This is a genomic window from Peribacillus sp. NPDC097895 (genome assembly GCF_050277555.1).
GTDB lineage: Bacteria > Bacillota > Bacilli > Bacillales > DSM-1321 > Peribacillus.
The window spans coordinates 185,498-204,786 of sequence record NZ_JBNNSH010000007.1 but is presented as its reverse complement, the minus strand read 5'-3'; the positions used below and the strand labels follow the sequence as shown (position 1 = coordinate 204,786).

Annotated in this window: 18 protein-coding genes and 2 pseudogenes; 16 read left to right on the top strand and 4 right to left on the bottom strand. The window is 36.2% G+C overall.

Annotated features, from left to right (window positions below; genetic code table 11):
• Window positions 1-335: 335 nt before the first annotated feature.
• Window positions 336-497, bottom strand: a complete 162-nt coding sequence (locus ACQKMH_RS24605) for a hypothetical protein (protein WP_427589956.1) — start codon at window positions 495-497, stop codon at window positions 336-338.
• 267 nt (window positions 498-764) lie between these two features.
• Here ACQKMH_RS24605 and ACQKMH_RS24600 point away from each other — a divergent pair.
• The 14 genes and pseudogenes from ACQKMH_RS24600 to ACQKMH_RS24535 all read left to right on the top strand — a co-directional run.
• Window positions 765-842, top strand: a pseudogene (locus ACQKMH_RS24600) (SRPBCC family protein); the annotation flags it as partial.
• Between the two features lie 80 nt (window positions 843-922).
• A complete protein-coding gene (locus ACQKMH_RS24595) occupies window positions 923-1,225 on the top strand; it encodes an ArsR/SmtB family transcription factor (protein WP_133345411.1) in 303 nt (100 codons plus the stop codon).
• Window positions 1,226-1,772: 547 nt separating this feature from the next.
• Window positions 1,773-1,970, top strand: a pseudogene (locus ACQKMH_RS24590) (SRPBCC family protein); the annotation flags it as partial.
• Window positions 1,971-2,202: 232 nt separating this feature from the next.
• The gene (locus tag ACQKMH_RS24585; protein ID WP_427589955.1) at window positions 2,203-3,213 is read left to right on the top strand and encodes an aldo/keto reductase; all 1,011 of its coding nucleotides are present in this window, start codon (window positions 2,203-2,205) and stop codon (window positions 3,211-3,213) included.
• 17 nt (window positions 3,214-3,230) lie between these two features.
• Window positions 3,231-3,647, top strand: a complete 417-nt coding sequence (locus tag ACQKMH_RS24580; protein ID WP_427589954.1) for an SRPBCC family protein — start codon at window positions 3,231-3,233, stop codon at window positions 3,645-3,647.
• Window positions 3,648-3,688: 41 nt separating this feature from the next.
• Window positions 3,689-4,705: an aldo/keto reductase gene (locus tag ACQKMH_RS24575; RefSeq protein WP_427589953.1), complete on the top strand. Its 1,017-nt coding sequence runs from the start codon at window positions 3,689-3,691 to the stop codon at window positions 4,703-4,705.
• Between the two features lie 5 nt (window positions 4,706-4,710).
• Window positions 4,711-5,127, top strand: coding sequence for an SRPBCC family protein (locus ACQKMH_RS24570; RefSeq protein WP_427589952.1), 417 nt, complete (start codon window positions 4,711-4,713; stop codon window positions 5,125-5,127).
• A 565-nt stretch (window positions 5,128-5,692) separates the two neighbouring features.
• Entirely contained in the window at window positions 5,693-6,406 is a 714-nt protein-coding gene (locus ACQKMH_RS24565; protein WP_427589951.1) for a FadR/GntR family transcriptional regulator, read from the top strand.
• A gap of 207 nt (window positions 6,407-6,613) precedes the next feature.
• On the top strand, window positions 6,614-7,948 hold the full coding sequence (locus ACQKMH_RS24560) for an MFS transporter (RefSeq protein ID WP_427589950.1): 1,335 nt from the start codon (window positions 6,614-6,616) through the stop codon (window positions 7,946-7,948).
• Window positions 7,949-8,147: 199 nt separating this feature from the next.
• A complete protein-coding gene (locus ACQKMH_RS24555; RefSeq protein ID WP_427589949.1) occupies window positions 8,148-9,374 on the top strand; it encodes an iron-containing alcohol dehydrogenase in 1,227 nt (408 codons plus the stop codon).
• Window positions 9,343-9,657 carry an NIPSNAP family protein gene (locus ACQKMH_RS24550; RefSeq protein WP_133345420.1) on the top strand — a complete coding sequence of 105 codons (315 nt, stop codon included), beginning with the start codon at window positions 9,343-9,345 and terminating at the stop codon, window positions 9,655-9,657. Before ACQKMH_RS24555 ends, ACQKMH_RS24550 begins: the two co-directional genes overlap by 32 nt.
• A gap of 148 nt (window positions 9,658-9,805) precedes the next feature.
• Entirely contained in the window at window positions 9,806-11,269 is a 1,464-nt protein-coding gene (gene gucD / locus ACQKMH_RS24545; protein ID WP_427589948.1) for an alpha-ketoglutaric semialdehyde dehydrogenase GucD, read from the top strand.
• An 832-nt stretch (window positions 11,270-12,101) separates the two neighbouring features.
• Window positions 12,102-12,344 (top strand): Spo0E family sporulation regulatory protein-aspartic acid phosphatase, encoded by a 243-nt coding sequence (locus ACQKMH_RS24540; protein WP_427589968.1) that lies wholly within the window; start codon window positions 12,102-12,104, stop codon window positions 12,342-12,344.
• A gap of 85 nt (window positions 12,345-12,429) precedes the next feature.
• The gene (locus ACQKMH_RS24535) at window positions 12,430-13,215 is read left to right on the top strand and encodes an SDR family oxidoreductase (protein ID WP_427589947.1); all 786 of its coding nucleotides are present in this window, start codon (window positions 12,430-12,432) and stop codon (window positions 13,213-13,215) included.
• A 430-nt stretch (window positions 13,216-13,645) separates the two neighbouring features.
• Here the strand turns inward: ACQKMH_RS24535 and ACQKMH_RS24530 are convergent, their stop codons facing one another.
• Together ACQKMH_RS24530 and ACQKMH_RS24525 are read right to left on the bottom strand one after the other, a co-directional pair.
• On the bottom strand, window positions 13,646-14,440 hold the full coding sequence (locus tag ACQKMH_RS24530) for an SDR family NAD(P)-dependent oxidoreductase (RefSeq protein ID WP_427589946.1): 795 nt from the start codon (window positions 14,438-14,440) through the stop codon (window positions 13,646-13,648).
• A gap of 150 nt (window positions 14,441-14,590) precedes the next feature.
• Window positions 14,591-15,433 (bottom strand): aldo/keto reductase, encoded by an 843-nt coding sequence (locus ACQKMH_RS24525; protein ID WP_427589945.1) that lies wholly within the window; start codon window positions 15,431-15,433, stop codon window positions 14,591-14,593.
• 409 nt (window positions 15,434-15,842) lie between these two features.
• Between ACQKMH_RS24525 and ACQKMH_RS24520 the strand changes: the two genes are divergently transcribed.
• Window positions 15,843-16,205, top strand: a complete 363-nt coding sequence (locus tag ACQKMH_RS24520; RefSeq protein ID WP_427589944.1) for a winged helix-turn-helix transcriptional regulator — start codon at window positions 15,843-15,845, stop codon at window positions 16,203-16,205.
• Between the two features lie 617 nt (window positions 16,206-16,822).
• Here the strand turns inward: ACQKMH_RS24520 and ACQKMH_RS24515 are convergent.
• Entirely contained in the window at window positions 16,823-17,092 is a 270-nt protein-coding gene (locus tag ACQKMH_RS24515; protein WP_427589943.1) for an IS3 family transposase, read from the bottom strand.
• A gap of 977 nt (window positions 17,093-18,069) precedes the next feature.
• Between ACQKMH_RS24515 and ACQKMH_RS24510 the strand changes: the two genes are divergently transcribed.
• A complete protein-coding gene (locus ACQKMH_RS24510) occupies window positions 18,070-19,269 on the top strand; it encodes an MFS transporter (RefSeq protein ID WP_427589942.1) in 1,200 nt (399 codons plus the stop codon).
• The last annotated feature ends 20 nt before the right edge of the window (window positions 19,270-19,289 follow it).

The following is a 19,289-nucleotide window of genomic DNA, read 5'->3' as shown; positions in this document are numbered from 1 at the left end:
GGGTCGCAAGGTAGGGGTTTCAGAAGCTCCGAAAAGCAAATAATTTGAGGCAGGTGTAAATCCTGCCGGTGAATATCCGTAGGGAAGCGTGTTCACCCCTAGCCTATTGCACAGCTTGTGTCAACTCTACAATAAGTCTTTATAGAACTAACGGGTGCGTTAGCGTCATAAGAAGGCCGCAAATTGGCGGCCCTTTGAATGTAAGATCATTTTATAAATCATGCATTTATATTCAAGTAAAAAACTTATTCAGTATTGAATGTAAATGATTCTTTTAAAGGTCTGCCTTCGCTCCCTTTTTGAGTCAAAATGATTTCCACTTCAAATTCCGTTGCTTATTCAGCCAAAAGGAAACTTTTATAGCTATAAGGCATCCCTTCATTCAATTGTTTTGCTAAAAATGTAGCTTTTTCAAAGTGATTTTTATTACAATCCTCTTCACCAGGACAACCAAAATGTGAAAACTTCATCGCGGAATTAGGTTCATTTCTAAACATATAAATATCCGCATAATACATCCTTACCAATGTTATCAACCTCAAAAGCGTAGGTATGATATTTTCCCTTTACCCTTTAAACTGGTAGGGAAAATTACGGTTGGAAATCGACACCGCCACTGCGGTTTGCCAGAGAAGGCATTCGTCTTTTCTTTGGTAGGATACTTTTTGGTGCCTATAGTACTTTAAAGTGCGTACTTTTCTTTCTTGTTTCTATGTTTCATAATAAAGTTTGTCAGACGATCAAATAAGTATTTGTTGATTTTTAGTGACGAAGAGGCTATAGATCTGTTCCATATCTACGAGGATGGCTTAAAGGCATTGAGACAAGCATTTCCGAATTGAACAGTTAGAACAAATTTCAAAGAATATTAGATATTTGAAAACAACTTTACATTTCGTGATTTGACGATATAATAAGAGTCATGAAACCAATTGATATTTTTAAAGCATTGTCTAATGAAACAAGGTTGCAAATATTAGAATGGTTAAAAGAGCCAGAGAAACATTTTTCTTCTCAAGAAGTGAGTGATTTTCAAAAAGTAGGGGTGTGTGTATCGCAGTTCCATGAAAAATTAAATGTTACACAATCAACGGCTTCTCAGCATCTTTCCATTCTATATCGAGCTGGTCTTGTGACAACAAAACGCCACGGGAAATGGACATATTATAAAAGGAATGACGAAGCTTTTAATCAACTTAAAGAGATGATTGGACATGAAATATAGGAGTTAATTGAAATACCTATAAGAATGTTAAGGATTTCAGTTTTACTTTCATATAGCATGTTCAATATTTCTTCTATACTTTTGATTGCTTACTATGAATCATAAGAAATGGCGGTTTTTATTTTATTAAAGTCTTTCTTTTTTTTATAATTTCATATCGTTATTATACAAAATGACGATATGAAATTATGTAATCCATTCTATGTTAATTATTAAAAAAAAGATAATACAGAAAACTATCTTTTTTTTACAATAACATATCGTTATTATACAAAATGACGATATGTTATTGCGTAATCCATTCTATGTTAATTATTAAAAAAAGATAATACAGAAAACTATCTTTTTTTACAATAACATATCGTAATTTCGCGTAATGATTGAATATAAAATGATAACTATTTGGAACATCAAATCGTTTTTGATTATTAAAAAAATTTAAGGAGGTGAGTGAAATGAGACGGTATAAAAGATTTAATATTGATACTGAATTAACAAATAAAATTTTGAAGACACCACTACCAATGAACTCAAAGGAGTAATTAATATGGCAAATACTACTACAACAATTAAAATCCCAGCTTCGCCTGACCAGGTCTGGCAATTGATTGGAGGCTTTGATTAGCTTCCAAACTGGCTACCTTATATCCCAAGCAGCAAACTAAGCCAAGGTGCGCGTGTACGCCATCTTGCTAATCCAGATGGCGATACGATTGTAGAACGTTTGGAAGTAAGAAGCCATAAACCTGTTCCATGGCATCTACGCGGAAGGCTTAAAGGCATTGAAACAAGCATTTCCGAAATAAACAGATAGAACAAATTTTGATGCAAGGAATGACTAAATATCCAGAACTTCATGCAGGAAAAGGTTAATAGTTAAGCTTAAGTTGTGTCAGACGATTAAATGACATTTGTATTTAGCACGTGATCTTTTGAATTAATTCATACTATACTAATAAATTTTAGGGGGATTTTATATGAAAGATATACTACAAGGAAAACTTGGTTTTGGTACGGCACCACTTGGTAATATGTACCGCAATATCCCAGAGGAAGAAGCAATTGCAACAGTGGATGCTGCTTGGGAGAGTGGCGTTCGTTATTTTGATACAGCTCCACTTTATGGGTCTGGTTTAGCGGAGATTCGTCTTGGCGAAGCGCTGTCAAAAAGAAATCGTGATGATTATGTTTTAAGTACAAAAGTAGGTCGAATTATTTCGGATGAACTGGAAGATCCATCTACACGTGATTTAGGAGAAAAAGGCGGACTTTTCGAATTTGGTCGTAAGAATAAAATCATCAATGACTATAGTGCGGATGCAACTCTTCGCTCTATCGAACAGAGTTTGAAACGTTTACAAACAGATCGTCTGGACTTTGTTTATATTCATGATTTAGCGCAGGATTTTTATGGTGATGAGTGGCTTGCACAATTTGAAACAGCTCGAACAGGGGCATTCCGTGCACTTACACAATTGCGTGATGAAGGCGTAATTAAGGGTTGGGGACTTGGAGTAAACCGAGTAGAATCCATTGAACTTATGCTGGACTTAGAAGAAGCAAAACCAAATGTATCCTTGCTAGCTGGTCGTTACACATTATTAGATCATGAGCGTGCGCTACAACGCGTAATGCCTGCAGCTCAAAAACACAATATGGACATTGTTGTTGGTGGTCCATATAGCTCAGGTGTTCTTGCTGGAGGTACTCACTTCGAATATCAAAAAGCGTCACCAGAAATAATGGGAAAAGTTGAGAAGATAAAAAATCTTGCAGATCGTCATGGAATCAGTATCAAGGCTGCTGCTTTACAATTTTCTTTGGCTAATCCGGCAGTTGCTGCTGTTGTTCCTGGTGCTAGTAAACCTGAACGAATTGCAGAAGACAAAGCTGCATTGAACACAGTGATCCCGGCAGCATTCTGGGAAGAAATGCGCGAACAAAAACTGGTTGCAGCTAATGCTCCACTACCAATCAACGTTAAATAAAAAGGAGAGTAACGAATATGGCACATACTATTACATCTATTGAAATTCCAGCGTCACCTGGACAAGTATGGCAATTGATCGGAGGTTTTGATGCACTTCCAGATTGGTTACCTTATATCCCTAGCAGCAAAGTAACTGAAGGTGGACGTGTACGTCATTTAGCTAATCCTGATGGCGATGCGATCGTAGAACGTTTAGAAGCATTTAATGAGAAAGAGTGCTACTACACGTATTCAATTATGAAAGCACCATTCCCTGTGACTAATTATTTATCTACAATCCATGTAAAAGAAGGTAAGGATGCTAATACATCATTAGTTGAATGGTCTGGTAGTTTCACTCCTGTAGGAGTGAGTGATGAAGAGGCAATTAATCTGTTCCATGGAATTTATAAGGATGGTCTAGAGGCATTACAAAAAACATATCTAGGTTAATTAGTTGTAATTTAAAAATAAATTTTAGGGGGAAACGTTAAATGAGAAATATACTAAAAGGAAAACTTGGTTTTGGTACGGCACCACTTGGTAATATGTACCGTGATATCCCAGAAGAGGAAGCAATTGCGACAGTGGATGCTGCTTGGGAAAGTGGCGTTCGTTACTTTGATACAGCTCCATTTTATGGTGCAGGCTTATCGGAGATTCGTCTTGGTGAAGCACTGTCAAAAAGAAATCGTGATGAATATGTTTTAAGTACAAAAGTAGGTAGACTTATTTCGGATGAACTGGAAGATCCAGCTGCACGTGATTTAGGAGAAAAAGGTGGACTATTCGAATTTGGTCGTAAGAATAAAATCATCCCGGACTATAGTGAAGATGGAACTCTTCGCTCTATTGAACAAAGTTTGAAACGGTTACAAACAGATCATCTGGACTTTGTTTACATTCATGATCCAGCTCAAGATTTTTATGGTGATGAGTGGCTTGCACAATTTGAAGCTGCTAGAACAGGAGCGTTCCGTACGCTTACACGTTTACGTGAAGAAGGCGTAATTAAGGGTTGGGGCCTTGGAGTAAACCGAGTAGAACCCATTGAACTTATGCTGGATTTAGAAGAAGCAAAACCAGATGTATCCTTGTTAGCGGGGCGTTATTCATTATTAGATCATGAGCGTGCGCTACAACGCGTAATGCCTGCAGCTCAAAAACACAATATGGATATTGTCGTTGGTGGCCCTTATAGCTCAGGTGTTCTTGCTGGAGGTACTCACTTCGAATATCAAAAAGCGTCACCAGAAATTATTGCAAAAGTTAATAAAATCAAAAACATTGCAGATCATCACGGAATCAGCATTAAGGCTGCTGGTTTACAATTTTCGCTGGCTAATCCAGCAGTGGCTGCCGTCATTCCCGGTGCTAGCCGCCCTGAGCGAATCGAAGAAGACCAGGCAGCATTGAACACTGTTATTCCGGCGGCATTTTGGCAGGAAATGCGTGAACAAAAGTTGGTGGCACCTGATGCCCCACTGCCAATCAATTCTAAAAAGGAGTAATTAATATGGCACATACTACTACAACAATTAAAATTTCTGCTTCACCTGACCAAGTATGGCAATTGATCGGAGGCTTTAACTCACTTCCCGAATGGCTACCTTATATACCTAGCAGTGAACTAAGCCAAGGTGGACGCGTGCGTCATCTAGCTAACCCTGATGGAGAGGTGATAGTAGAGTGTTTGGAAGTATTCAACGACAAGGAACGTTACTACACATACTCGATTATGAAAGCACCATTTCCAGTCACGGATTATCAATCTACAATCCATGTTCGCGAGATTGCTGACAGCAAAACATCGTTGGTGGAGTGGTCTGGCAGTTTCACACCTGCAGGTGTTAGTGACGAAGAGGCCATAAATCTGTTCCATGGAATCTACGAGGATGGCTTAAAAGCATTGGGACAAGCATTTCCGGATTGAACATCTAGAACAAATCTAGGTGAGGCTTTATAAAGGGGAAATCCATTTCAAGGTTGAGTTGTTCAGACTATCTAGCCTTGTCTGGACAACAGATTAAGATTGTTTTTTAAACCTAACTATTCCAACCATCTATAAATTATGGGGTATCTCCTAAATTGAATATTTATCAAGAGAAAAAGGGTATCTCAAAGTCGAATTTCCAACTTTGAGATACCCTTTTTTTGTTTCCTAGAATACTGATTATGTAAAAGAGATTGACAAAATAATGTGCTTTTCTTATTCCACAACTCTAATAGAAATATTGTTGATTATTCAAGAATCGCTTTCTTATAGAACTAACATGTGCGTTAGTCTTTTTTTAATGGGTTATGGCATTAGAGAAATATATGTTATAATTTTGCACATACTTATCTAAGAAGCATGAAGATAGCATACTTGACTTTATTTTTTCTTAATTAAGATTGTTTTCATAAAGATTTTTATGAATGTGAATTATTTTATCTTTTTGGTAATTAATATTAATAATTTTTTATTTTATTTCTGGCATATTATATCGAGGTGAATTATGAGTTTTAATCCTATAAAGAAAGATCGAGCTTCTAAAATTGTTATAGAACAAATAAAAAGTGCAATACAAAACGGAGATTTTTTACCGGGGGATAAACTCCCACCAGAGAGAGATTTAGCAAAACAATTTTCTCTATCACGTGGAGTTGTACGTGAGGCCATAAGTGTTTTAGAATCAAAAGGGGTGGTAGTAGTAAAACCTGGAATAGGAGTATTTTTTGCCAAGAATGAGCAAGAAGAATTATTCCAGCTTTTAAACTCGATACTAGAAAACGAAGATTCATCACTTATTGAATTGCTTGAACTCAGACAAAGTATCGAAAGTCAAGCTGCTTACTATGCGGCTGAAAGAAGAAGCAAGAGAGAATTAGATAAAATAAAATACGCAATGGATACATTAGAAGATTGCTTTGAGAAAGGGAAAGTTGCAGCTGTTGAGGATTTTGAATTTCATATGGCTGTAGCGGAAGCGAGTCACAATTCGATGATGGTTCATACGTTACGACTGATCTCTGATTCCATTATAAATGGATTATATGAATCTCGTACGGATGCATTAATGATACCGGGTCAAGATAAGATTGCTATGGATGAACATAAAAAAATATACGAAGCGATTAAAAATATGGATCCGGATCGTGCACGGAAAGCAGTGATTACACACCTAGAAAGTGTGAAGAAATATAAAAATGTATTAGACCGAGAAAATTAGGTTGTTCATTAGTCTCGAAAATAAACTATTGAATTGCAAAAAAAATATGATACAATTTCCCTAAGAGTTTTGTGGTAGGACCACCTATCCTGTAACTTTTAGGGTTATTCCTTTTTTTACCTTTATTTCACAATTAAGGAGGAGATAAGTTTTATCTTATTAATTTTGTAAGCGATAACATAATAAACGGAAGAAGGGATGTAGTCTATGTTAGAAAAAAAGAGTAGTTCATTAGAGCCTTCGAAAGTAACTGCAACGGAGTATAGGAAACCAACTAATGTTCGTTGGCACGTGTTTATTATGCTTCTTGTTCTGTGTGCGATTAATTATGTAGATCGCGCTGTTTTGTCTATTGCGATGCCTCTTATTCAAAAAGATTTAGAACTCGATCCCGCTATAGTAGGAATTATTTTAAGCTCCTTCTTTTGGGGTTATGCTCTAATGCAAATTCCATCTGGTTGGATTGCAGATCGATACCGACCAGATAAATTACTCATCGCATCTTCTTTATTATGGGGGATTGTACAAACTTTAACAGGTTTTGTAAACGGGAGTAAACTATTAATTTTTTTGAGAGTAATACTTGGAATAGCAGAAGCTCCACTTTATCCAAGTGGGGCAAAATTACAGTCTGTTTGGCTAACATCTAAAGAAAGAGGACGAGGAGCAACGTTGCTGGATAGTGGTTCTTCACTCGGCACTGCAATAGGCGGACCGGTTATTATTGCATTCATCGCATGGTTTGGTGGATGGAGAGGAGCTTTAATCGGTGCAGGGCTACTTACAATCATAGTTAGCTGGGTGGTCTGGAAGGTAATTAAAGGGACACCAGATACAAATTCACGGATGAATGAAGCAGAAAGAGAACATATCAAGAATGCTTTAGAAGAAGAATATAACATAGATACCCAAGATTCAAAATTAGCAATCAAAATAACGGATTATTTTAAAAATCGTAATTTTTGGGCTATGTGTATAGGGTATTATTCCTTAAATACAGTATTTTATGGGCTAATGACTTGGGGGCCTAACTATTTAGAAAAAACGCAAAATTTAGATATTAAAATCATCGGAAGCTCAATTTTAATCATTTTTGGGTTTGGTGTAATTGGTGAATTAATTGGTGGATGGATCGCTGATTTTTGGCGTTCTAAAGGCGGAAAAGATAATACGGTGATGCGCACATTGTTATTTATCGGAGGTTTTATGACGGCAATATGTATTTTACTATTAGGGTTAGGTGTTACGACCTCATTAACAGGAGTTATCGTTTTACTTTCTACGGCTCTCTTTTTCTTGCGTTGGGCTGGACTATATTGGACAATACCAGCAACTATCTCTCAACGTAATCATGTTGGTACAATTGCAGGATGCATGAATACTGCGGGTAATATTGCTGGAATTGTGACACCAATTTTTATTGGTTTTACCATTTCACTAACTGGATCATATTTTATTGCTCTTTTGTTATTTGGTTTTTTTGGATTAACTTTAGCTCTAGCTTCTTTATTTATTAATTTCAATCAAAAAATTGGAGCCTAGTTCATATAAAATTAAATATAGATTGAAATTAAAGCAGATTAATGCTACTATAATAGCAATTATTGTGGTAGGACCACCTTACCGAAGTAGTGATTATTTTGGTAGGACCACCTTACCGTAATAACAATTATCGTGGTAGGACCACCTTACCTTTATGGTGAGGTGGTGGTAATGTATTTTAGAAGGGCGGTTGTGAACAATGAATTTTTCATTTTCAATTCCAACGAGAGTTGAATTCGGCTCTGGAATATGCTCACGAGTAGGAGAGATTTTAAAGCCTTATGTGAAACAAAAAGTTCTCGTAGTTAGCGATTATGGAGTAAGGCAAGCAGGAATTTTAAAGAAAGTTGAGGATTCGCTTCAACATTACAAAATTAGTTATGAGATTTTTGATAAAGTTGAAGCAAACCCTAGTACACAAATTTTGGCTCAAGGAATTGAATACTTAGAGATGCATCAATGTGACTCTGTTTTAGGAGTTGGTGGAGGAAGTAGTATTGATACTGCAAAGGGAATTGCAGCAATGGCCACGAATCCGGGAAGTATCCTGGATTATGAAGGAATCAATAAAATTAAAAATCAGCCACTTCCGATTCTAGCAATACCTACGACATCAGGTACCGGAGCAGAAGTGACGGCATCGACTGTTTTTACTAACAAAGATACATTATTTAAAACTGTAATTATGAGTATGTATTTATTTCCAAAAGTAGCTATATTAGATCCGTTGCTTACTATAACACTGCCTTCATCGATTACGGCTGCAACAGGAATGGATGCTCTTACACACGCAATCGAATCGTACACGTCAAAAAATTCGAATTTTGTGAGCAAATCATTGGCGATTGAGGCAATTAAGCTTATTGGAGAAAGTTTGTTGAATACTTTTTACGTGGGAACAGATGTCACCAGCAGGGGGAAAATGCTTGTGGCATCGATGATGGCAGGAATGGCCTTCTCTCAAGCCCGTTTAGGTAATGTGCATGCCATTTCTCATACCTTTGGTGGAATTTTTAATATCCCACATGGGATTGCAAATGCAACTTTACTTCCGTATGTAATGGAATTTAATTTACTTGCTTGTCCAAATGAAATGAAGGACATTGCAATTGCTCTTGGAGCAGATACATCTGAATTAACACTAGAAAAGGCTGCTGAACAGGCTATTACAGAAGTAATTAAGATTAATAAGGCGATTGGCATTCCGAATACAATCAAAGAGCTCGGGGTAGATTTAGAGTTGCTGCAACGAATGGTTGATGATTCGATGAGAAGTCCAAATACAATATCAAATCCACGAATTACAACAGCAAATGATATTAAACAAATTATCGAAAGCGCTTACCACGGTTGCTTTCAAAAGATAAACTTTATAGAAAAAGGGAGAGAATATGATGTTTCACGAAATGAGAACGTACACAATTAAAGTAGGAAAAGTACATGAATACTTAGATCATTTTGAGAAAGTTGGATTGCCAATTATCTCAAAATATACAACATTAGTTGGTTGGTGGTATACGGATATCGGAGAATTAAATCAAATTATTCATATTTGGAAATATGATAGCCTCGATCAAAGAGCTGAAAATAGAAAAGCACTTTATCGTGATGCTGATTGGTTAGAAAAATTTGTCCCGTTAGCTTTCCCAATGTTAGAAAAACAAGAATCTAAATTAATGTATGCAGCTAACTTTTCCCCAATTAAGTAACTAATTAACTTTCTTGTTATTACTCCGGAAAAGGTATGTGTAAGGTTGGAGATATGATTCCAGCTACAGATAATGAAGTTTTAAAGTTTACTACGCGTGTTTTCTATGGGTAGTTGGGATCATTACACCTAAAAAGGCGGGATAAAAAATGACAACAACAGTTGAAACAAAAACATACTTTAATTTTATTAATGGCGTATGGATTCCTTCGGTATCCAACGAAATAAATAAGAGTTTGAACCCTGCAGAAAAAAATGATGTTATTGGCTACGTACAAAAATCAAATGAAGAAGATTTAAATGAAGCAGTGCTGGCAGCAAAACAGGCAAAAGAGGCGTGGCGTAAACTGTCTGGTTCGGAGCGTGGCGAATATTTATATAAAGCAGCCCATGTTCTTGAAAAGCGAATCGATGAAATTGCTAAATGTGCCACACGTGAAATGGGCAAAACACTCGCAGAAACTAAAGGGGAAACAGCAAGAGGTATTGCTATTTTAAAGTATTACGCGGGGGAAGGAATGCGTAAAGTGGGTGACGTCATTCCCTCAACGGATAGTTCAGCCCTTATGTTTACTACGCGTGTACCACTCGGTGTTGTAGGTGTTATTACACCGTGGAACTTCCCGATTGCTATTCCGATCTGGAAGATGGCACCTGCTCTTGTCTATGGAAATACAATTGTTGTAAAACCGGCAACTGAAACGGCTGTCACGTGTGCAAAAATTATTGAGTGCTTTGAAGAAGCTGGATTCCCGGCGGGGGTCGTTAATATGCTAACAGGACCGGGAAGCATTGTTGGTCAAGGTATTGCAGACCATGAGGATATCAACGGTATTACATTTACAGGATCTAATGGGGTCGGTAAACAAATTGGTCAGGCTGCACTGGTACGCGGTGCGAAATACCAGCTTGAAATGGGTGGTAAAAATCCAGTGATCGTTGCAGCGGATGCGGATTTGGAACTGGCCGTAGATGCGGTTATTACTGGTGCTTTCCGTTCAACGGGTCAAAAGTGTACTGCGACAAGTCGTGTTATCGTATCTTCTGAAATTTATGATGAATTCAGGCAGATTCTTGTTGAAAAAACAAAAGAAATCACTATTGGTGATGGTTTGGACAGTGACACATGGATGGGACCTTGCGCGAGTGAAAACCAACTTAAGACAGTTATTTCCTATATTGATAAAGGTTTGGAAGAAGGAGCCACTCTTCTAATTGGTGGAAAACGCGCGGAAAAAGGCATTCAGGCGAATGGCTATTACGTAGAACCAACTATTTTTGACAACTGCACACCGGATATGGCCATTGTGCAGGAGGAAATTTTCGGTCCTGTGATTGCACTGCTGAAAGCTGAGTCGGTAGAAGAAGCCCTTCAACTGGCGAACAATGTAGAATATGGCCTCAGTGCTTCCATTTTCACGACGAACATTCAGCACCTGCTGTCATTCATTAATGACATGGAAGCCGGATTGATTCGTATTAATTCAGAAAGTGCAGGTGTTGAACTGCAGGCGCCATTTGGTGGTATGAAAAATTCAAGCTCCCACTCGCGTGAACAGGGAGAAGCGGCGAAAGAATTTTTCACATCTATCAAGACAGTATTCATTAAATAAGACACTTGTAGGGTAAGGAGGAAGAACTGTTTGGGTGGTTACTGTTTTTTATAAAAACAAGTACGCTTCTTTGAATATAGTTGCAATGAAGCCGCACGAAAAGCAACGAAGAATATAGAATATCGGAGATTTTGACAGAAGTAATGTAATAAAAAATGAACTATTTCTAGCTATTCTAGCCTGTATACTGAATCTCTATTTTTTGAGACAAAGTTGCAGGCTTTTTTCCCCTTAATGGAATTGTGAATTATGTAGGTTAATTGTCTATGAGAAGAGAAAAAACCACTTTTAATTGGAGGTTTGTTTTATGTGGATCATCACGCCCTATTCAGAAGGAAATATTTCGATGTTTGAATTTACCACAGAACAAAAAGCGAGGGAAGCTTTCAATAGTATCCACGGCTGCAAAATTCTTTCTGAAGTTATTTACTTTAATGATCCTTGTTTTACTTAACTGAAAGTAAAACGAGATCATATTCTTATAGACAGTATTAAATTTAAGTAAGAGGCTAGATGGGCATCATCAGGTTATAAGTGGATTGAGGAAGTTGAAAGGTTCTCTCATCCTGAATACAACAATTAACAGATAAAATTGTAAAGTGCTAAATATTATTAACTTTTGGTAGAAAATGAACAAGACTTAGGAGCTTGACTTTCGATATTTTGTCTGAGTTGAAGTAGCCCGGTGTAGCGATTCTTGTTATCACTCCGAAAAAGGTATACGTAAGGTTTGAGATGTGATTCCAGCTACAGATAATGAAGCTTTAATTATTACTATGCGTGTTTTCTATAAAAATCGGAAAGTAGTGGAGTCAATGATTTTGAGAAAAGTATTAGCTCTCAGGAAGAATATCGTCAAGAAATGTTTAAATTGGCAGGAAAGAAAGGCTTATCTGATCCGCAGATAATAAAAATCAGTCAACAATTAGATGGAGAAATCGTCATGTGGCAAAAAATTATACAAGAGATTCACCCTTGGCAAAATAAAGGTCTCTTCCATAGGTTGAAAAGCAGGTTTGAGTCTATAAGCATCACTCATAATAGGTTGATTGAGCTTAACAACATTGTGCTATAGCCAAGCCTTTATACAAAAAGAAAGGATCTTCTGTAGCCTCTGCCCTAAACCTAAATTAAGAAAAATAGTAAAAGGAGAGTGGAATATGGATTTGAACCTGCAGGGAAAAAACGCGCTTGTTATCGCCTCAAGTCAAGGACTTGGAAAAGCTGTAGCTCAACATTTGATACAAGAAGGTGTAAATGTTATGATTTCCGGCCGTGACGAGGAAAAGTTACAAAAGGTACAGAAAGAATTACAGCAATTGGGTAAAGGACAGGTCGCTTATCATCGTTCCGATATTACGAATGTAGAAGATATACGTTCATTAGTACAGAAGACTCGTGAAAAATATGGAAACATTGATATTTTGATTAATAATGCAGGGGGTCCTCCAGGAGGAAATTTTGAACAGATTTCTGATGAAGATTGGCAGAAATCATTCGAATTGAACCTCTTTAGCTATATTCGGATTATTCGTGAAGTGCTCCCGGACATGAAGAAGGGAGGCGGAAGAATTATTAATATTGCTTCCACCTCCATTAAGCAGCCAATTCCAGGGCTCATTCTATCTAACACATTCCGCTTAGGAATAGTTGGTCTGTCTAAAACACTTTCTGTAGAACTGGCACCTTATAATATTTTAATTAATACGGTTGCACCGGGCAGAATTGCAACAGAAAGAACGAACCATATTGATCAGATGAATGCTGATAAACAGGGGATATCCCGAGAAGCAGCAGCAGAACAGTCGAAAAAGACCATTCCTTTAGGTAGATATGGAACCCCTGAAGAATTCGCAAAAGTCGTAACTTTTCTTGTATCAGAAGCAAGCACATATATTACAGGCAGTTCTATGCTAATAGATGGTGGTATGGTAACAACTATATAGTTTATCCCCCATATATATAATAAAAGCCTTAACTTAACAATTTAGAATAAGGAGATGAAACAAATACCATTAGAAATTCGCATTATGAATCTTGGAGATGTAGAACTTGATTCTAGTATTTTGGTCTGGGGACATGAACCGGATAAAAGGGTGATCGTTCTGAGCTATTCTTACCTAATCTTGGGTGCAGACAAGCCTAATTAGAAGATATATTTCTAACTGGTAAAAGTATCTATCCTATTATGGGATATTTTAATTACGAAAAGTATGCACTTTTAAGTTCTATTGAAAGAAAAAAGTATTTATAGAACTTTTTTGTTCCTATTAATTAGAAAACCAAAATATACTTATAAAAAGGTTATGGCGAAGAAATCTTTTAATAGAGATATAGAGCCTACATAACGATTACAGAGTTATGTAGGTTTATTGATTAAAATACGCTACGTACTAATCCACCGTCTATTCGCAATGCGGATCCATTAATAGCTGAAGAAAGTGGACTACTTAAGAAAGTAACAAGGTGTGCAATTTCTTCGGGACGAATAAATCTTTCAATAATAGACGTTGGGCGATTTTCTTTTATAAATCGTTTTTCAGCTTCTTCTATGCTTAATTGTTCATTTGGATAAAGACTATTTAGCATCGTCTCTACACCTTCTGTTAGGGTTGAGCCAGGCATAACTGCATTAACAGTGACATTTGTGCCTTTACATAACTCAGCTAAACTACGGGAAAGTGACAATTGCATGGTTTTTGTTGCACTGTAATGAGCCATTTCCTGAGAAGGCATAATAGCTGCTTCACTTGCAATAAAGATAATTCTTCCCTCTTTTTTTTGAATCATTTTCTTGAGGTAAGAGCGAGTTAATCGAACTCCACTCATAATGTTCACTTCAAATAATCGAAACCAATCTTCATCTGGTATATCAAAGTATTCAATGGGCTCAAAAATGCCAAGATTATTAATCAGAATATCTACTTCTGGATATTGTTCAATCATCTGTTGACATCCTTGTTCCGTTCCTAAATCATGAATAGCAGGATGAAGAATGGCTTGAGGATATTGTGTTTGAATTTCTTTAATTGTTTGATGTACCTTTTCTTCTCGTCGTCCGTTAATAAGAACAGTGGCTCCCTCTGCTACTAATGTAAGTGCTATGGCCTTGCCAATACCAGCTGTCGATCCCGTGACAAGGGCTGTTTTTCCTTTTAAACTCAATTTCATCAAAATTCCTCCTATTTATATATAATCAAAATTGTTGGTTAGAAAGAGGTAATAAAGTAAACACATCTTTTTACTAGTTTGGATAATTCTCCTGTTTTTATACAGAAAGGAGATAGACAAATTGAATGCGTCTATCTCCTTCCACCTTAATTAAAAATCAAAATTGTCAGGGTCTGGCCCTACACGGTGATTTTGATTCATTTCATCAATGCGTTTGATTTCTTCTTTTGTTAATTCAAAATCAAAGACTGATGCATTTTCTACAATGCGATGTTCTTTTGTTGATTTTGGAATGGTAATAATGTCATTTTGTACATCCCAGCGTAGAATTACTTGGGCAACAGATTTATTATATTTAGTGGCAATTTCAGTTAAAACTTCATTGTTTAATAATTCCCCTTGCATTAATGGAGACCACGCTTCTAGGTGGATTCCATGTTTAAGACAAAATGCTTGAAGCTCTTTTTGTGTTAAACGTGGATGACATTCCACCTGATTGATCACAGGTTTGATTTTTGCATCTTTCATTAAGTCTTCAAGGTGAGATATTTGGAAATTACTTACCCCAATAGCCTTTACCTTGCCCTCTTTATAAAGTGTTTCTAACGCTTTCCATGCGTCTTTGTATTTTCCTTCTACTGGCCAGTGAATAAGGTAAAGGTCTAAATACTCTAACCCAAGTTTTTGTAGGCTTGTTTCGTAAGCCGCGATTGTCGATTCATATCCTAAGTCCGCATTCCATACTTTTGATGTGACAAATATCTCTTCTCGTGAGATACCAGCTTCTTTTAGTCCTTCACGGATTCCTTGACCTACGCCTTCTTCGTTCCCATAAATCGCTGCTGTATCGACACTACGGTAACCATGTTTAATGGCTACTTTAACGGCATTTACTAATTCTGGACCTTCTTCTACTTTAAATACACCTAGGCCAAAGCCTGGCATTTTTACACCATTGTGTAAAGTGACTGTATCTTGTAAATTTTTTATCATAATGAATGAACCTCCTGGTTATTATAAAATTGTGAGATAAGATACTTACTACTTTTCGTATCATTGCCTCCCTTCAAAGAAGTAATGAATTCTCTGAAGGCAAGCAATGATATTTGAAAAGTTTTATATAGTTAGCTTATCCCTCAAATTAATTTTAAAAATTAAAAATGTCTTTATTGCTCCTACAATAAGCCTTAATGAACTTTAAATTTGTATTCCTCCTCTATCTTGAAAAAACTCATGGTTGAAATATTAGTAAAGAAATATTATAAATGAACAAGTATTATTTATCTGACTGAGGTTATTATCTTATATAAAAATAAGGAAAAAAAGTACGCACTTCAAAGTGATATAGGTACCGAAAAGTAATATAGGCACTTTTTAGTTGCTTTATAATAGGAGGGAGAAAATGCAAAAAAAATACAATATTTCTGTTGAAGCTACTTTAGAGGTGATAGGAGGTAAGTGGAAATGTGTAATTCTCTGCCATCTTACTCATGGAAAGAAACGTACAGGTGAATTAAAACGTTTAATGCCAAATATAACTCAAAAAATGTTAACTCAGCAATTGCGTGAGTTAGAAGAAGATGGCGTAATAAACCGAATTGTTTATCAACAAATCCCTCCAAAAGTAGAATATGAACTTAGTCAATATGGATGGAGTTTAGAATTAATATTAAATTCTCTTTGTGAATGGGGAGAAGAACATATTACTAAGGTATATGGAGATAAATCTGCTATCTTAGAAGAAAATATCTTAAATTTGACATGAAGAGTATTTTTCTTCAAATACTTTATTCCAAAATCTACACTTTAAACTCTGTATCTTGAAAACTGAAATAATAAAAATAACATTTAGGTTTGAACTGTGCCCTTCAAAATGGACAGTATTAAAAAAAGACCTATAATTTAAGCAGCTAAAGATGACTCCAGTAATGTGGTCTTACCCCTGTCAAGTAGACATTAATTAGATGACTTTTCATTAAGCAGTCTTAGTTCCTAAATCCATGGGACTAAGGTTGTTTAATTTTTTTTTGGAACCGTTTGTAATTGTAATACTTCATATATCTTCTTATTGCTTTGAGTACTTACGTTTTCTCAAGAAAAGCATATCTGTAAAAACATTCTGCTTTAAAAAGCTTTCTACATGCATTACACATTCATTTTGTGCTTTATTAGCAAAAGTGTGTATTTTTTTGAGGTGTATTGGTCCCCTTGATCACTATGTAATAGTGTTCTATGGGCATTTCTTTTTTTTGTGTCTTTATTCACTGTGTCTAGTACTACTTTAGGTTGTTTCTCAACTTACTTCATAGGCTACAACTTCATTATTATAAAGGTCCATTAAGACAGATAGATATAAATGCTTCCTGTTAAAGGTAAGATAGGTTATATTTTAACCCATTTTTCATTAAGCTTGTTAGCTGAAAATTCTCGGTTTAAATGATTGACTGATACAACGCATTGTTCCTTTATGCCAAAATACTTCCACTTTTTCTTACGAATTTTAGCTTGTAACTCCATTTTTTTCATTAGACGATACACTCGTTTATGGTTTATCTGTAAATCATATTTCTTTTTGAGCCAGGTACAAACTCTTGGATAACCAAAACCACCATTAATATCTTGATATTGTTCGCATTCCACTATTTTAGACATAATAAACTAGTCTTCCTTCTTCTTTTCTGATGGGGGGGTTCTTCTCTTACTCCACTTGTAATATCCACTTCTTGAGATTCCTGCAATTTCACAAAGCAACACAATTGCAAAGTAGTTCTTTAATAAATAAATTATCTGGTATTCTATAGATTTGTCTCTTTTGAACTCATCTTCCTTTTCGTAGCTAAGCGCTTTTTTAAGTAGTCATTCTCTGCTTCTATTCGTTCCATTTTATTATGTTGAATGTGCTTTATTGAACTTGCATTTTGTCTTGATTTCCCACTTTTTCTTCTAGGACCAGAATGCCATCAATTAACGTGAATTTTTCACTCGTTGTCATTTTATCTTCTTCGAAGCCTGCCTTTCGAGTTCGATACATACTTTATCAGAGTAGCTAGCTATTTTAGTGAAAACATAATTCTAAGGACATCTAAATGTTACTTTTTAGTACCTATAGCACTTACAAGTGCGTACTTTAATTTTTGTTTTGTATGAAACATAATAACGTTCTAGAGGCAGCGTGATAAAAATTTGAAAGGCGCCTAATCATGATGTCCCTGAATAACACACCTTAAATTGCAAAGAGGATTCTTTTATGAATCGAAAAAGGGGTACCCTGGCAAATCGATTCTAGTTATTATCTCGACATCCTTTATATCAATTATCTCGATGTCTTAAAAACTGCGGTATATATGGGAATAATCCAAATTTGTTATCATTATCGATCTGGTAATCCTCTATTGTGGTATGTCAACACTAAATCAACCAACTTTTTTAAGGGATAAGTTTCTGTTTGTAAGTTCAACGTTCAATTCATTTTATTTCTTTTTTTGTAGGTACTTTCTTATTCCTCATTACTTTAAAGTACGTACTATTATTTTTTTAGTTTAATCCATAGTTATTTTGTAAATGGCTTATAGGGGCCCGTCCCTATTCCATTATCAAACTTTTTACTACTTAAATGGGAGGAAATTATTATGAGTCACACAATCGAAGCGGAAACTAAATCATCCGTTAGAAATGGAACAATTGCTTTATGGGCACTAGCAATCAGTGCATTTGGAATAGGAACGACAGAATTTATACCAGTGGGATTACTATCTACAATTGCAGAAGATTTTAAAATCGGTGTTACACTAGCAGGCCTGTTGATTTCAGGATACGCCATCGGAGTAGCAGTAGGAGCTCCGATACTAACGGCATTGACAAATCGTATGGGTAGAAAAAATTTACTTATGGTATTGATGGTGATTTTTATTGGTGGAAATTCACTTGCAGCTTTAGCGCCAACTTTTGAAGTATTGGTGATAGCAAGATTTATTACTGCTTTTGCGCACGGATTGTTCTTTTCAATTGGATCAACGATTGCAGTTCAATTAGTACCGGCACATAAAAAAGCCAGTGCGATAGCGCTGATGTTTACTGGTTTAACAGTTGCAATTGTTACTGGTGTTCCCTTTGGAACTTTTATCGGACAAGTATTTGGATGGAGAGCAACATTTTGGGTAGTTGCGTTATTAGGCATTATTGCAATTGTAGCCAGTGCATTATTGATTCCTAAGGATTTAAAACAATCTCCATCTGCAAAATTTTCTGATATGTTGAAATTAGTAACTAATGGCCGACTAATCCTTGGATTCCTTATTACAATTTTGGGATATGGAGGAACGTTTGTTTCGTTTACTTATTTAACACCACTTCTTCAAGATGTTACAGGAATCAGCCCAAATGTGATTGGGATTGTACTGATTGTCTATGGTTTAGCAGTTGCCGTCGGGAATTCGCTAGGAGGGAAACTTGCTAATAAAAATCCAGCCAAAGCGTTGTTTTGGATGTTTATTGTTCAGGCTTCTATTCTGATATTAATGAGTCTGATGATCCCTTTCAAAGTAGCAGGGCTTATTGCGGTAGTAATGATGGGATTGTTAGCTTTTATGAACGTGGCAGGACTCCAATTATATATTGTTCAGCTGGCTGAGAAATATGTTCCTTCTGCAGTTGAGGTTGCTTCGGCGTTAAATATCGCTGCTTTTAACATAGGAATTGCAATTGGTGCATCAGTTGGTGGTGTGGTAGCCGATTCAATTGGACTGGTTCATACACCATGGGTTGGCAGTGTGATGGTAATTATTGCGGTCCTGTTAACAGCACTCTCTTTAAAACTTGAAAAGAAATAAAAATAGATGGGGGTATTAAA